The sequence below is a fragment of the Pseudomonas sp. 10-1B genome (assembly GCF_000935045.1).
Taxonomy (GTDB): domain Bacteria; phylum Pseudomonadota; class Gammaproteobacteria; order Pseudomonadales; family Pseudomonadaceae; genus Aquipseudomonas.
This window is the reverse complement of the sequence record NZ_JYKS01000035.1, coordinates 62,232-75,800: the sequence shown is the minus strand read 5'-3', so window position 1 is coordinate 75,800 and position 13,569 is coordinate 62,232. Positions and strand designations below refer to the sequence as shown.

At 62.3% G+C, this 13,569-nt stretch carries 8 protein-coding genes and 4 tRNA genes; 5 read left to right on the top strand and 7 right to left on the bottom strand.

The genetic code is table 11. The features are described 5' to 3' along the window. Positions 1 to 3: 3 nt before the first annotated feature. The 5 genes from TZ03_RS19455 (at position 4) to TZ03_RS19435 (ending at position 9,237) form a co-directional block, all read left to right on the top strand. Positions 4 to 3,150: an efflux RND transporter permease subunit gene (locus TZ03_RS19455; RefSeq protein WP_051099804.1), complete on the top strand. Its 3,147-nt coding sequence runs from the start codon at positions 4 to 6 to the stop codon at positions 3,148 to 3,150. Then, positions 3,147 to 4,553 carry an efflux transporter outer membrane subunit gene (locus TZ03_RS19450; RefSeq protein WP_051099803.1) on the top strand — a complete coding sequence of 469 codons (1,407 nt, stop codon included), beginning with the start codon at positions 3,147 to 3,149 and terminating at the stop codon, positions 4,551 to 4,553. Before TZ03_RS19455 ends, TZ03_RS19450 begins: the two co-directional genes overlap by 4 nt. A 164-nt stretch (positions 4,554 to 4,717) precedes the next feature. After that, positions 4,718 to 6,955: a TonB-dependent siderophore receptor gene (locus TZ03_RS19445; RefSeq protein ID WP_053388452.1), complete on the top strand. Its 2,238-nt coding sequence runs from the start codon at positions 4,718 to 4,720 to the stop codon at positions 6,953 to 6,955. A 118-nt stretch (positions 6,956 to 7,073) separates the two neighbouring features. Continuing rightward, on the top strand, positions 7,074 to 8,192 hold the full coding sequence (locus TZ03_RS19440; protein WP_051099802.1) for a nitrilase-related carbon-nitrogen hydrolase: 1,119 nt from the start codon (positions 7,074 to 7,076) through the stop codon (positions 8,190 to 8,192). 4 nt (positions 8,193 to 8,196) lie between these two features. Further along, a complete protein-coding gene (locus TZ03_RS19435) occupies positions 8,197 to 9,237 on the top strand; it encodes an AraC family transcriptional regulator (protein WP_051099801.1) in 1,041 nt (346 codons plus the stop codon). A gap of 447 nt (positions 9,238 to 9,684) precedes the next feature. Here TZ03_RS19435 and TZ03_RS19430 read toward each other — a convergent pair whose 3' ends face one another. From TZ03_RS19430 to TZ03_RS19400, 7 genes are all read right to left on the bottom strand, one after another. Continuing rightward, on the bottom strand, positions 9,685 to 10,515 hold the full coding sequence (locus tag TZ03_RS19430) for a DUF2242 domain-containing protein (protein WP_051099800.1): 831 nt from the start codon (positions 10,513 to 10,515) through the stop codon (positions 9,685 to 9,687). Positions 10,516 to 10,717: 202 nt separating this feature from the next. After that, positions 10,718 to 10,794, bottom strand: a tRNA-Asp gene (locus tag TZ03_RS19425). A 141-nt stretch (positions 10,795 to 10,935) separates the two neighbouring features. Further along, positions 10,936 to 11,012 (bottom strand) — tRNA-Asp (locus TZ03_RS19420). A 100-nt stretch (positions 11,013 to 11,112) separates the two neighbouring features. Next, a tRNA-Asp gene (locus tag TZ03_RS19415) sits at positions 11,113 to 11,189 on the bottom strand. 66 nt (positions 11,190 to 11,255) lie between these two features. Continuing rightward, positions 11,256 to 11,331 (bottom strand) — tRNA-Val (locus tag TZ03_RS19410). Positions 11,332 to 11,575: 244 nt separating this feature from the next. After that, entirely contained in the window at positions 11,576 to 12,328 is a 753-nt protein-coding gene (locus TZ03_RS19405) for an SDR family oxidoreductase (protein ID WP_177328489.1), read from the bottom strand. Positions 12,329 to 12,345: 17 nt separating this feature from the next. Continuing rightward, positions 12,346 to 13,557 (bottom strand): O-succinylhomoserine sulfhydrylase, encoded by a 1,212-nt coding sequence (locus TZ03_RS19400; RefSeq protein ID WP_025338247.1) that lies wholly within the window; start codon positions 13,555 to 13,557, stop codon positions 12,346 to 12,348. Between the last annotated feature and the right edge of the window lie 12 nt (positions 13,558 to 13,569).

Sequence of the window (13,569 nt, the reverse complement as noted above, 5' to 3'; positions counted from 1 at the left end):
TCAATGTCTAACTTCTTCATCAACAGGCCGATCTTTGCCTGGGTGATCGCCATCGTGCTGATGCTGGCAGGCGCGCTGTCGATTCTGAAACTGCCCGTCAACCAGTACCCCAACATTGCCGCCCCGGCCATCATCGTCACGGTCACCTATCCCGGGGCCTCGGCGCAAACCGTGCAAGACACCGTGGTGCAGGTCATCGAGCAACAGCTCAACAACCTCGACGGGTTGCGCTACATCACCTCCGAGAGCAACAGCGATGGCAGCCTGAGCATCATCGTCACCTTCGACCAAGGGACCGATGCCGACATCGCCCAGGTGCAGGTGCAGAACAAGCTCCAGCTGGCCACCCCGCTATTACCCCAGGAGGTTCAGAAGCAAGGCCTGCGGGTAGCCAAGTACCAGGTCAACTTCATGCTGATCGTGGGCCTCTACTCCGAAGACGGCTCGATGGACGACTTCGACATCGGCAACTTCATCGTCTCCAACATGAAGGACCCCATCACCCGTACCAAAGGTGTTGGCGACTACCTGATGCTCGGTGCCCAGTATGCGATGCGTATCTGGGTCGACCCCGAGAAACTGCTGAGCTACCAACTGACGCCACAAGACGTCATCAACGCTGTGCAGGCGGAAAACGTACAGATTTCCTCGGGCTCGCTCGGTGGGCTGCCCACGCGCAAGGGTGTGCAGCTCAACGCCACGATCCTCGGCACCTCGCGCATGCAGACGGCCGAGCAGTTCCGCGAGATCTTGCTGAAGGTCAACCCGGACGGTTCGCAAGTGCGGGTCAAGGATGTTGCGCAAGTGGGCCTGGGCGCCGAGAACTTCTCGATATCCGGCAGCTATAACGGCAAGCCTGCTGCGGCCATCGCCCTGCGCCTGGCAACCGGCGCCAACCTCCTGGAAACCGTCAAGGCCGTGCGCCAGACCGTGGCGGAGATCGAGCCCTACCTGCCCAAGGGCCTCAAAGTAGTATTCCCTTACGACACCTCGCCGGTGGTTTCCGCCTCGATTCACGAGGTGGTGAAAACCTTGTTCGAAGGGATCCTGCTGGTGTTCCTGGTGATGTATCTGTTCATGCAGAACTTCCGGGCGACGCTGATTCCAACCTTGGCGGTACCGGTCGTGTTGCTCGGCACCTTTGGCGTGCTGGCGGCGTTCGGCTTCACCATCAATACCTTGACCATGTTCGGCATGGTGCTGGCCATCGGCTTGCTGGTCGACGATGCGATCGTGGTGGTCGAGAACGTCGAACGGCTCATGGTAGAAAAGAGGCTGTCACCCAAGGAGGCCACCCGCCAGTCGATGGGCGAGATCCAGGGTGCCCTGGTCGGCATCGCCATGGTCCTGTCGGCCGTATTCGTGCCCATGGCGTTTTTCGGCGGGGCGACCGGGATCATCTACCGGCAGTTCTCGATCACCATCGTCTCGGCGATGGCACTGTCGGTGGTGGTGGCGCTGATCTTCACCCCGGCCTTGTGCGCGACCATCCTCAAGCCTGTCGACCACGCCCACCTGGAGAAGAAAGGCTTCTTCGGCTGGTTCAACAGAATGTTCGAGCGCAACGCGGACCGCTACCAGTCCGGGGTGGCCGGCATCCTCGGACGCAAAGGCCTGTTCCTGGTGATCTACCTGTGCGTGGTGGGGGGCGTGGTGCTGTTGTTCAATCGCATTCCTACCGCGTTTCTCCCCGACGAGGACCAGGGCACCATGGTGGTCCAGGTGCAGATGCCGCCCAACGCCAGTGCCGAGCGCAACCAGGCCGTGCTCGACGAAATGCGCGACTATCTGCTCACGAAAGAAACCGCTGTGGTGGAGTCTGCCTATACCGTCAACGGCTTCAACTTCGCCGGTCGCGGGCAGAACTCGGGGATGCTGTTCATTGGCCTGAAAGCCTGGGAAGAACGCAGCGGCGACGATACCTCGATCTTCTCGCTGGCCAAGCGTATCCAGGCACGTGCAGCGCAGATCAAGGATGGCAACGTGATCGCGATCGTGCCGCCGGCCATTCTCGAGCTGGGCAATGCCAAGGGCTTCGACATGTTCCTGCAGGACCGTTCCGGCCTCGGCCATACGCGCCTGATGGAAGCGCGTGACCAGTTCCTGGCACTTGCCGCCAAAGACCCGCGCCTGATGAACGTACGGCCCAATGGCCTGAATGACGAGCCGCAATATCAAGTCAGGATCGACAACGAAAAGGCCCGTGCGCTGCAGGTCAGCATCGCCGACATCAACGAGACGATGAGTACCGCGTGGGGCTCGGCCTACGTGAACGACTTCGTCGATCGTGGGCGTGTCAAGAAAGTCTACGTCCAGGGCGAGATTCAATCGCGTATCTCTCCTGAAGACTTCGAGAAGTGGTACGTGCGCAACGCCAAGGGAGAGATGGTCAAGTTCTCCTCGTTCGCCAGTGGCAACTGGACCTACGGCTCGCCGAAGCTGGAGCGCTACAACGGTGTGCCAGCCGTGCAGATCCAAGGGGAACCGGCCTTGGGCTACAGCTCGGGTGATGCAATGGATGCGGTAGAGGAGATCGAAAAACAGCTACCCGATGGCATCGGCCTGCAGTTCACCGGTATCTCGTACGAGGAACGCCTGTCAGGTTCTCAGTCGGGCGCGCTGTATGCGCTGTCGATCCTGATCGTGTTCCTGTGCCTGGCGGCGCTGTATGAAAGCTGGTCGGTCCCCGTAGCGGTCATGATGGTGGTACCGCTGGGTGTGATCGGCGCGCTCATCGCGACCCTGGGCCGTGGCCTGTCGAACGATGTGTTCTTCCAGGTCGGCCTGCTGACCACCGTGGGCCTTTCGGCGAAGAACGCCATTCTGATCGTCGAGTTCGCCAAGGCGCTGCATGAGGAACAGGGCAAACCACTGGTGGATGCCGCCATCGAAGCCGCACGCTTGCGTCTGCGACCGATCATCATGACCTCTCTGGCCTTCATGCTGGGGGTGCTGCCCCTGGCGATCTCCAACGGTGCAGGTTCCGGAAGCCAGCACTCCATCGGTACCGGCGTGATCGGCGGCATGATCACCGCGACCTTCCTGGCGGTGTTCTTCGTGCCAATGTTCTACGTGGTGATCTGCCAACTCTTCGTCAAGAAACGTGTGAAACACGCCGACGCATCCGACTCGCACGAGGCAAATGCATGAAAAAGAAACTACTCCATGCAGCGGTGACGCTTGCGTTACTGTCGGTCAGCGGTTGTTCGCTGATACCCAAGTACGAGCGACCATCAGCGCCTGTCGCCCCTGCCTATAGCGTACCTGCGCCGGATGACGGCGCGGTCGTGACCTGGCAGCAATTCTTCCAGAGCCAAGGGCTGCAGGCTTTGATTCAGGAGGCGCTGGAGAACAACCGGGACTACCGCGTCGCGGCCCTGAACATTGAGCGTGCGCAGGCACTGTACCGCATCCAGCGCTCGGACTTGCTGCCGTCGATCAATGCAACTGGCGCAGGCAGCAGTCAACGGCTACCTCAGGACCTGAGTAGCACCGGCCAGGCAGAAACCACGCATACCTATAGCGCCGGGTTGGGCTTCACCTCCTATGAGCTGGACTTTTTCGGCCGTGTGCGCAGCTTGAACCAACAGGCGCTGGAAACCTATTTCTCTACTATCGAGGCCAAGCGCAGCGCCAAACTGGCATTGATCGCAGAGGTGGCGTCGGCTTACTACCAACTCCAGGCAGACCAGCAACTCCTTGCCATCGCGCAGCGCACCCTGGCAAGCCAGCAGCAAAGCTACCACCTGGTCATGAGCAGCTATGACCACGAAGTCGCGACCGAGCTTGACCTGAGCCAGGCCGAAAGCACGGTCAGGACCGCCGAGTCGGCCCAGGCTCGCTATCAGCGCCTTGTCGAACAGGACAAGAACGCACTGGTGCTGCTGGTCGGCAAACCACTGCCCGAGGCCGCATTCGCAGCCGTCGAGCTGGACCAGCTGAAGCTGCAGGAAGATCTACCGGCCGGCGTGCCGTCGCAACTTCTGACGGCCCGCCCCGACATTCTCGCCGCGGAACACCAGCTCAAGGCTGCCAATGCAAACGTGGGGGCAGCCCGTGCGGCGTTTTTCCCAAGCATCACCCTGACCGCCTCGGCCGGTTCGGCCAGCGCCCAACTGGGTGAGCTGTTCGCCGGCGGGCAAGGCGCGTGGTCGTTCATACCGTCGATCAATATTCCGATCTTCAACCATGGCCGGAACAAGGCGAACCTCGATGTAGCCAAGGTTCAATCCTCGATCGAGGTCGCGAACTACCAGAAGGCCATCCAGACCGCGTTCCGCGAGGTCTCTGATGGGTTGGTGGCGAAGTCCTACCTGGATGCGCAAGTGGTTGCCGAACACAAGCGCGTACAGGCCAACGGCAAAAGCTATGCGCTGGCCAACAGCCGTTATCGCGAAGGGGTCGATACGTTTCTCAATACCCTGGATGCACAGAGAAATCTGTTCAGCGCCGAACAGGACCTGATCACGGTGAAACTGGCAAGGATCAACAACCTGATTTCACTTTACAAAGCGCTTGGTGGCGGCGAGGCGGATGTACCTGTAAGCCTCTAGAACCTGCTTTACCCTTCCTCCCTTTGGGCTCGGTTACTGAACGAGCCCTTTTTTTCTGCGGCCATGTCAACAATTGTAAAAATATTTCATCTTGTGTATTGAAAACCACAACCAATTGTAAATAATTCGCATCCGAAAATAATTACCACTTGGATGCCGTTTTCATGGTCAAAGCCCGTCTCACCCGGCTGTCTCCCCTGTCGCTGCACCTGTGCCTCGGCGTCGCCGCGGCATTGCCCACTAGCGCCCTGCGCGCCGAAACGCTGGACCTGACGACACAGGAGGCTGCCAAGGAAGGCGGCAAGCAAGTCTCACCCGCACTGGAACTGTCCGCCACCAACATTGAAAGCCAATGGCTGGGCGCCAATACGGAAAACACCGGCAGCTACGCGCCGGGCACCACCACCATGGGCGGCAAAGGCCCGCAGAAACTGCGCGAGATCCCCCAGTCGGTGACCGTTATCACCGACCAGCGCCTGCAGGACCAGCAATTGCGCAACATGGACCAGGTGATGAACCAGATGACCGGCGTCACCCGCAAGGAGGCGTGGGCCAAGAACACCTATGTGTCACGCGGCTTCGAAATCAACGATGTGCGCTACGAAGGCGGCGCCACCTCGAGCATGCTCGACAGCAGCCGTTACGAAGACCTTGCACAGTTCGACAGCGTCGGCCTGCTACGGGGTGCCGATGGCCTGTACGGCGCAGGTGAACCGGGCGGCGTCATCAATTTCAGCTACAAGCGCCCACTGGCACAGCCGCAGGTCAAGACCCTGACCTCGGCCGGTAGCTGGGACAACTACCGCGGCGAATTCGATGTGACCGGCCCCCTGGCGATGGACGGGCGCCTGCGCGGGCGCTATGTGGGTGTGCTGGAGGACAAGCACAACTTCGTCGACTACGACCACAAGAAACGCAACCTCAACTATGTTTCGTTCGAACTCGATGCCAGCGACGACACCCTGCTGTTCTTCGGAGCCAGCCACCAGCGTGACGACCTCAATGGCGTGCGCAACACCCTGGGGCGCTTCTCCGACGGCAGCGATCTGGGCCTGTCTCGCAGCACCAACCTGACCACACCATGGAGCTGGAACGATATCGAGAACACTACGGTGTTCGCCCGCCTGGACCAGCAACTGAGCGACAACTGGAAAGCCGTGGCCAATGTGCGCCACAACATCAACCGCAACGCGCAGAACGTGGTGGAACTGGAAAACCCCATCGACCCGGCCACCGGCACCGGCGGTTCATGGTGGAACAACCAACATGATTTCCGTACCACCAACACCACCCTGGACCTGAACCTGCAAGGTTCGTTCGCTGCCTTCGGCCAAGTCCACGACCTGACCGTCGGGGTGGATGGCAGCAAGCTCAAGAGCCGTGGCGGCAGCTACTGGAACTTCCTCTACGACGACCTGATCTTCTCGCCAACCCTGCCGAGCCACTTCCCCACCGCGGAAAACTTCCCCGACACCAGCACCGATGTACGCAAAGCTGGCGCCTATACCTCGCTGCGTATCCGCCCCGTGGAAGACCTGTCGCTGATCATCGGTGGCCGCTACACGCTCATGGAAGACACCGAGTACGTCGGCGCCAACGGCGAGAAGCTGAACTCCATCGATGAGGACCGCCAGTTCGTGCCGTACTACGGCATCGTCTACGACCTCAGCGAAACCACCAGCCTGTATGCCAGCCACGCCGAGATCTACAAGTCGCAGGCGACCTTGCTGCAGGGCCCGCCACCTGGCAGCAAGGCCCTGGACCCGTTGACCGGCACCAACTACGAAGTCGGCATCAAGAGCGAACTGGCCGATGGCCGGCTGCTGGCCAGCTTCGCCCTGTATCGCATCGAGAAAAAGGGCGAGGGCCAGATCGATCCCAACTATCCACGTCAGTGGGGCTCCGTCACTTCCTGCTGCTATGTCGGCAATGGATATCAGCTGAGCCAGGGTTTCGAAATCGAGCTGAACGGCGAAGTGATGCCGGGGCTGCAGGTGGCGTTGGGGTACACCTACAACGCCAACGAGAACAAGCGTGACGGCGATGCCCGCTTCAGCACCCATACCCCCCGCCACCTGTTCAAGCTGTGGACCGATTATCGCTTCCAACGCCTGCCAGCGCTGAGCCTTGGCGCCGGGGTGATCGCCCAGAGCGAGCACAGCGAATCGGGCACCGTGGTGCCATTGGGTGGCAGCGAGTCGCTGGACTACTCGTTCGTCGAGAGCGGCTACGCCATCTACTCGGCACGTGCCGCGTATGACCTGGACGAGCACTGGACGCTGGCTCTGAACGCCAACAACCTGTTCGACAAGACCTATTACAGCACGGTGTCCTCGACTGGCTATGGCAACCTGTATGGCGAGCCACGCAGCTTCCTGGTCAGCCTGAGCGGCAAGTTCTGAACCGGCGACCGGGACCGGTTTCTCGGCCCCGGTCGCAGCGAATAGCACAATTGACCTTCCGCTCGGCGCCAGTTTGCTCGTACCCTTGTCACAGTTCCAACTGAATAGACACGGCTCAATGCGAAAACTGCTTGCTGGCGCCCTGGCGCTGGTCATCCTTGCCGCCCTCTGTGGCTACGGTTTCTGGACCCTGCAGCGCCCGGAAGGCCACTACCTGTCCGACCTGCGCATCGAGCTGGCCCTCAACCACGGCGTGCCTGGCGAGCACGGCAACCTGCTGGGCGTCGAACCACTGCTGTACCCGGGTGACTACCAGAACCTGCAACGCCTGCACCGCAAGCTCGCGGCCTACCTGGAGCAGGCGCGCAGCCAAGGGCTGGTGGGCCCGCGCACAGTGGTGGTGCTGCCGGAGCATATTGGCACCTGGCTGTGGGCACGCGGTGAAAAGAACGAGATGTACCAGGTCACGCAAAGCCGCGAGGCCTTGCAATGGCTGGAGCTAAGCAACCCACTGCGCTATGGCCTGGCCATGCTCGGCGCCGATGGCGACGACTGGCGTGCCGACGCGCACCTGCGCATGAAGGCCGAGCAGATGGCCGCGGACTACCAGTTGCTGTTCGGTGGCCTGGCCAAGGAGTTCGGCGTCACCCTGGTGGCCGGCTCGATCGTGCTGCCTGCACCCTACGTCAAACAGGGCGTGCTGCATGCCGGCAGCGGCCCGCTGTTCAACAGCAGCGTGGTGTTTGCCAGTGATGGCTCACCGCTGGGCCAACCCCAGCGCCAACAGTTCCCCGACAGCGAAATGCGCCGCTACGTCCACGATGGCCGCCAGCACCCGTTGCAGGTAGTGCAAACCCCTGCCGGGCGCCTGGGGGTGCTGGTGGGCAGTGACAGCTGGTACCCGGAAAACCACCAGCAACTGGCGCAACAAGCGGTACAACTGATCGCCAACCCGGTGTTCCTGAGCGGCAAGGGCAGCTGGGAAGCGCCATGGCGTGGCAATCGCCACCAGCATGCCAGCTCCGGGCTGCCCGTGCAGCGCGGTGAAGTCAGCGAACAGGCCGCCTGGCAGCGCTTGACCGAGGCGGCCGGGGCGGGTGTCAGCAGCATGAGCGTGTTCATGCGTGGGCAGTTCTGGGAACAGGGCAGCGACGGCCAGGGCTTTGCCCGCCAGGCGGGTGAGTTGCTGGCCGGTACTCCCAGCCCAGGCGCCCGCCTGCTGAACCTGTGGCTGTAAGCCCATGACCCGCCCCCGTGTGCGCCTGGGTGACCTTTCGGTAGGTTTTGTGCAACCGCTGACCGAGGCCCTGCGCGAACAGGGCCACGACCCCGAACCGCTGCTACGCCGCTATGGCCTGGATGCGGCGCGCCTGGCTGAAGCCGGCGCGCGCTTGTCGATCCCCCGCTACATGCACTTGGGCCACGCGGCCATCGAGCTGTGCGGTGACCCCGCACTGGGCCTGCACATGGGGCGCCTGAGCCGCCTGGCGCATGCCGGCCTGGCGGGCGTTACCGCCGCCCAGGCGCCGACCCTGGGCGAGGCGGCACGCACCCTGTTGCGCTTCGAGCCGCTGTACGCGGCAAACTACCGTGGCCATTCCAGCTTCCAGGAAGATGCCCAGGGCGCATGGCTGCGTTTCTACTCCATCAGCCCTTACAACGCCTACAACCGTTTCGTCGTCGATTCGCTGCTCGCCGGCTGGCTGGCGCAGCTTGCCGACCTGGCCGGCAAGCCGGTGCAGGCCGAACGCCTGGACATCGAATTTAGCGCTCCCGCCTATGCCACGCGCTACCAGCCGCTGAGCAGCTCGCCCGTGCAGTTTGCCGCCGACGGCAACCAGCTGCGCCTGAGCCGCGCCACGCTGCAGTTGCCCAACCCCAGGCATTGCCCGAGCACGTGGCAGCACCTGCAGCAGCTGTGCGAGGCAGAAATGCTCCAGCGCACACGGGTGCGCAGCCTGGGTGAGCGCATCACTCACCTGCTGGGCCCGCTGCTCAATGGTGGCCTCGAACCAGACCTGGAAGAAGTGGCACTGCAGCTGCAACTGCCGACCTGGACCTTGCGCCGCAAACTGGCCGAGGAAGGCACGCGTTTTCGCGATTTGCTCAACGAAACACGGCGCGACCTGGCCGAGACCTACATCCGTGATACGGAGCTGGCTTTTGGCGAGATTGCCTATCTGTTGGGGTTCGCTTCGGCCGAGGCCTTCCAGCGCGCATTCAAGCGCTGGACGGGCCTTACACCGGGGGAGTTCCGCCGCAGCCAGCGACGGGCGGGTTAAAGCTCGGTGGCGTCGTCGGCCGGCTCCGGGGTGTCCAGCTCGTATGCCTGAAATTCGAGTAGTTCTTCCTGGTATTCATCCATAGCCCTGCGTCCTCTTTTCTCATGTTCTTTATCGGTGTCGTCTTCACCCTAAGTCGGTGGGATGAAGGAATGATGACAAGCTTATGAGTGGTAAACGTAGCAGGTGTTCAGGAAGTTATCGCCGAGCGTCTGTAACACAGGATTTGTGCTGCCTGCTCTGGCCCTATCGCCGGCAAGCCAGCTCCCACAGGCACTGCACAGTTTTCGGAGCCTGTGGTGAACCTGTGGGAGCAACTGTCATGTATTGCCTGGACTGGCCTCATCGCCGGCAAGCCAGCTCCCACAGGTACTGCACAGGGCTTGAGGCCTATGCCGTCGAGGTGGGAGCTGGCTTGCCGGCGATAGGGCCAGAGCAGGCAACCCATCAAAGGGATGGGGGCACGGTCTCGGCTGGCTGCGCATCCTGCTGTACCTCAATCGGCGCCGCCTCCGCCGGCGGCGCTACCGGCTGCGACCCCTGGCTGTCATCCACCACCGGCGCCACTGCTGCCTCACTGGCCGGGGCAACGGCTGCCGGTGCGGGTGCAATTTCAGCCACAGGCGCAACAGCCGGAGCCGGTGCCTCCGGTGCCGCCGCGGCCTGCTCCGGCAGCCCCAGGTTAACCGCCGGCTTTTCCACCTTGGGCGCCGGCTCCTCGACCTTGGCCTTGCTCACCATCTGCGGCTTGGGCTTGGGCAAATAGCTCTCCACCAATGCGAAATAACGGTCATAGAACTGCGCCGCCGTCACCGTCTCGCTGGCCACCTTGACCATCGAGTCGTCGCTGGAGCCGATTGGCATCGACACCGATCCCAGCACACCCACGCCCAGGCTGGCGGAAGTGTTGGACTTTTTCAGGGTGTAGCGGTCCTGCAGCGCATGGGCGAACATGGTCGAGCGCTGCTCGTCGCTCACATCCGGCGCGCAGGTGACGTTGAAGCTGATCTGCAGGTGGTTCTCGCTGTTCTGCTGGAAGCTCTTGTTACCCATCACCTGGTTGGCGCCGCTGTTGGTGATGATGTAGCCCTGGCTGAGCAAGGCACGCCGGGCGGCCTCGCAAGAGCCGGCATCGCTCACCGGGAAACTGCGCGAGAAGGTGCCCGAGTCATCGAAGTTCTCGTGCTCGTAGATGGCGGTTTTTTTCGAGGAACAACCGGTCACGCCCGCCAGCACCAGGGCCAGCCCGAGCGCACCAAAGACGGATGATCTGGTCATTGCGAATTCCGGGTAAGTCAAGAAGGTGCCTATTGTGCAACACCGCATGCGGCCGCAGGAACCTTCAATCGGTGAAGAGTCTGTCAGGTTCGTGTAAATCTGGTCGCCAGCGCGCAGGGTTGCAAGACGCACAAACGAAAAAAGCGACCCGAAGGTCGCTTTTTCGTGGCTTCGAGGCGTTCAAGGGGCCTCGAGGCGAAGATGGCGCAGCGGACGGGACTCGAACCCGCGACCCCCGGCGTGACAGGCCGGTATTCTAACCGACTGAACTACCGCTGCGTATCATTCAGGCTTGCGCCCGATTGAAACCTGGGTCTCCCCTTGCGGCGCGATGGCCTCAGGGCAGGCACAAAAAAAGCGATGACATGATCGCTTCTCTTGTGTTTGCTTCAAGGTGTTCAAGGGACCTCGAAACGAAGATGGCGCAGCGGACGGGACTCGAACCCGCGACCCCCGGCGTGACAGGCCGGTATTCTAACCGACTGAACTACCGCTGCGTATCGTTCAGGCTTGCGCCCGATTGAAACTGGGATCAGCCCAAGGCGATTTGCCTTGTGGCTTCAGACCGGTGCCAGGCACCCATCTGTTACTGAAAAATGGCGCAGCGGACGGGACTCGAACCCGCGACCCCCGGCGTGACAGGCCGGTATTCTAACCGACTGAACTACCGCTGCGCAGTGCGTTCCTCTCTGGCTTTCGGCTTTTTGCAAAACCTCAAGCGCCAGGAACATCTCAGGAAGTGGTGGGTGATGACGGGATCGAACCGCCGACCCTCTGCTTGTAAGGCAGATGCTCTCCCGGCTGAGCTAATCACCCTCGCGATGTTGCTTGTTGCGTTTGCTTCGCTGAGGCCGCGAAATTTACGCAGGTGACAGAGCTAAGTCAATAGCCCCATTGAATTTTTTTCAAGAAAGAGCAAAAGCGATTTACCTGCCGGTACTGTGCTGGCCCCTTCGCGGGCACGCCCGCTCCCACAGGTTCTCTACAGATCCTGACTGTGTGAAATACCTGTGGGAGCGGGCATGCCCGCGAAGAGGCCAGTACAGGCAGAGCATTACGCTCAGGTGTAGATCATCTTGCGGGTCATGCCGCCATCGACCACGAACTCCTGGCCAGTGACGAACGCCGCCTGGCGCGACAGCAGCCAGGCGACCATGGCCGCAACATCTTCCACGGTCCCTACCCTGCCCGTCGGGTGCTGGGCGTGGTCGGCCTCGGTCAACGGCTCGGCACGGCGCTGCGACGGGTCACGGGCATCGATCCAGCCAGGGCTCACCGCATTGACGCGGATCTCCGGGCCCAGGCTCATGGCCAGGGCATGGGTCAAGGCCACCAGGCCGCCCTTGCTCGCGGCGTAGGCCTCGGTGTCGGGCTCGGACTGCCGTGCCCGGGTGGAGGTCAGGTTGACGATCGCCCCATTGTGCGCACGCAAGTACGGCGCACAGTGCTTGGCCAGCAACATCGGGCCATTGAGGTTGACCGCCAGCACCCGGTTCCATTGCGCCAGGCTCAGGCTTTCCAGGGTCTGGTTGTGCGGGTTGGCGATGGCCGCGTTGCACACCAGCGCGTCCAGGCGACCAAACTGCCCGAGCACCTCGGACACCCCGGCACTGACCTGGGCTTCGTCGGCAACATCCATGGTGATGAACCAGGCGTTGTCACCCAAGGCCTTGGCCGCCTTGGCACCGCGCTGGCGGTCAAGGTCGCTGAGCACCACCTGCCAGCCTTCGCAGATCAGCCAGGCGGCAATGCCCAGGCCGATGCCGCGCGCGGCACCGGTCACCAAGGCTACCCGGCCATTATGGCCTGGCATACCGCCGCTGATCTCGATCACAATGCGGCCAGCCCGCGCGCCAGGTCGGCCTGCAGGTCGGCCACGTCTTCAAGGCCCACGGCAACGCGGATCAGGCTGTCGCGAATACCGGCAGCTTCACGCTCCTGCGGCGTCAGGCGGCCGTGGGAGGTGGTGGCCGGGTGGGCGATGGTGGTCTTGCTGTCACCCAGGTTGGTGGTGATGGAAATCACCCGGGTGGCGTCGATGAAGCGCCAGGCGCCTTCTTTGCCACCCTTGACCTCGAAGCTGACCACCGCACCAAAGCCACTCATCTGGCGCTTGGCCAGTTCGTGCTGCGGATGGCTCGGCAGGCCGGCGTAATGCACCTTCTCCACACCCTCCTGCTGCTCCAGCCATTCAGCCAGTACCTGGGCGCTTTCGCAGTGCGCACGCATGCGCAGGCGCAGGGTTTCCAGGCCCTTGGTGAAGATCCAGGCGTTGAACGGGCTGAGAGTCGGGCCTGCGGTACGCAGGAAGCCCACCACTTCCTTCATCTGTTCGGCACGGCCGGCGACCACGCCGCCCATGCAGCGGCCCTGGCCGTCGATGAACTTGGTGGCCGAGTGGAACACGATGTCGGCCCCCAGCTTCAGCGGCTGCTGCAGCGCTGGAGTGCTGAAGCAGTTGTCCACCACCAGCATGGCACCGTGGGCATGGGCGATTTCGCTCAGGGCGGTGATATCGACCAACTCGGCCAGCGGGTTGGACGGCGACTCGACGATCAGCAGCTTGGTGTTGGCCTTGATGGCCTTTTCCCAGCCAGCGAGGTCGACCAGTGGCACGTAGTCCACCTGCACGCCAAAGCGCTTGAAGTACTTCTCGAACAGGCTGATGGTCGAGCCGAACACGCTCTGCGACACCAGCACATGGTCACCGGCGCTGCACAGCGACATCACCACGGCGAGGATCGCCGCCATGCCGGTGGAGGTGCCCACAGCCTGCTCGGCGCCCTCCATGGCCGCCAGGCGTTCCTCGAAGGCCCGCACCGACGGGTTGGTGTAGCGCGAATAGACGTTGCCCGGTGTTTCACCGGCAAAGCGTGCGGCCGCATCGGCAGCCGTGCGGAATACATAGCTGGAGGTCAGGAACAGCGCTTCGCTGTGCTCGGCCTCCGGTGTACGGTTCTGACCGGCGCGCACCGCCAGGGTGTCGAAACCGACACCCTCGAGGTCACTGTCCAGTCGCCCGGCATCCCATTGATCCGTCATGCCGTCGCTCCC

Bases quoted from the DNA above. Each gene is read 5' to 3' on its own strand.
- TZ03_RS19450 (WP_051099803.1), top strand. From the start codon at position 3,147: ATGAAAAAGAAACTACTCCATGCAGCGGTGACGCTTGCGTTACTGTCG.
- TZ03_RS19455 (WP_051099804.1), top strand. From the start codon at position 4: ATGTCTAACTTCTTCATCAACAGGCCGATCTTTGCCTGGGTGATCGCC.
- TZ03_RS19440 (WP_051099802.1), top strand. From the start codon at position 7,074: ATGCGAAAACTGCTTGCTGGCGCCCTGGCGCTGGTCATCCTTGCCGCC.
- TZ03_RS19400 (WP_025338247.1), bottom strand. From the start codon at position 13,557: ATGACGGATCAATGGGATGCCGGGCGACTGGACAGTGACCTCGAGGGT.
- TZ03_RS19445 (WP_053388452.1), top strand. From the start codon at position 4,718: ATGGTCAAAGCCCGTCTCACCCGGCTGTCTCCCCTGTCGCTGCACCTG.
- TZ03_RS19435 (WP_051099801.1), top strand. From the start codon at position 8,197: ATGACCCGCCCCCGTGTGCGCCTGGGTGACCTTTCGGTAGGTTTTGTG.
- TZ03_RS19405 (WP_177328489.1), bottom strand. From the start codon at position 12,328: ATGCCAGGCCATAATGGCCGGGTAGCCTTGGTGACCGGTGCCGCGCGC.
- TZ03_RS19430 (WP_051099800.1), bottom strand. From the start codon at position 10,515: ATGACCAGATCATCCGTCTTTGGTGCGCTCGGGCTGGCCCTGGTGCTG.